The sequence below is a fragment of the Vibrio sp. 2096 genome (assembly GCF_033339595.1).
Lineage (GTDB): Bacteria > Pseudomonadota > Gammaproteobacteria > Enterobacterales > Vibrionaceae > Vibrio > Vibrio alginolyticus.
Window position 1 is genome coordinate 1 of sequence record NZ_JAWOUX010000079.1, and the last position, 1177, is coordinate 1177.

Consider the following 1177-nt stretch of genomic DNA (forward strand, 5'->3'; position numbering starts at 1 on the left):
CTTTTTGACGAACACCGAAGCGATGCTCTTCGTCGACAATCAACAAACCCAAATCTTTGAATTTGATGTCGCTGGAGAGCAATTTGTGCGTACCGACGACGATATCACCTTTGCCATCCGCAACATCTTGCAAAATCACTTTTTGCTCTTTGGCTGATTTAAAGCGAGAAAGCACCTCGACTCGGATTGGCAAGTTCGCGAAGCGGTCACGGAAGTTTTCAAAATGCTGCTGAGCAAGCAGGGTTGTTGGCACGAGTACGGCAACTTGCTTGCTGTTGTCCGTAGCAACAAAGGCCGCACGCATGGCAACTTCTGTTTTACCAAAGCCAACGTCACCACACACCAAGCGATCCATGGCTTTTGCTTGGCACATATCGGAAAGCACCGCGTTGATTGCCATGGCTTGATCATCGGTTTCTTCAAACGGGAATGTTGCCTTGAAGGTCGCGTATTGGCCACGATCCAAGGCAAATTTAAAGCCCGGTTTTAGCTCACGCTTCGCGTATACATCAAGTAGCTCTGCTGCAACATCGCGTACTTTCTCAGCTGCTTTTCGACGTGCTTTCGACCACGCTTCACCGCCAAGTTTGTGCAGAGGAGCCGTTTCTTCAGCTCCACCAGAGTAACGGCTGATCAAGTTTAGCGAGGAAACGGGAACATAAAGTTTGGCGTCGTTTTGATATTCAAGCGTCACATACTCGGTTTTCATTCCCCCCGCTTCAAGGGTTTGCAGACCGATGTAGCGGCCGATGCCGTGGTCAATATGAACAACAGGTTGGCCTGGTTTCAGTTCGGCAAGGTGGCGAATAACAGTGTCACTGTTGACGGCTTTTTTGTCTTTGCGACGGCGTTGAATTACGCGATCGCCAAGCAAGTCACTTTCGCATATCAGCGCGAAATTCAGCTCGTCATGAATAAACCCGTGTTCTGCTGAACCAAGAATCAACGTGAAACGGTGGTCTGACTCCAAAGCGTGATACAGCGATTCTTGCACCACTGGGCGAACTTTGATGCCTTGCAGAAGCTCAGTCAGGGCTTCGCGTCGACCTTCCGATTCCACCGAAAAGATGATTTTGCCCGTAAATTGTTCGCTGAATTGGCGCAAACGAGATAATGGCTCTTTGTTTTGCTGTTGAACGCCAAGTTCTGCCAGTGTTTGTACCGCTAAGTTTTGGCG

At 49.3% G+C, this 1177-nt stretch carries 1 protein-coding gene; it reads right to left on the reverse strand.

Annotation, left to right across the window (positions count from 1 at the left end):
* On the reverse strand, positions 1–1177 hold a 1177-nt coding region (locus R7Q41_RS24175), incomplete at both ends, for a DEAD/DEAH box helicase (protein WP_318144726.1).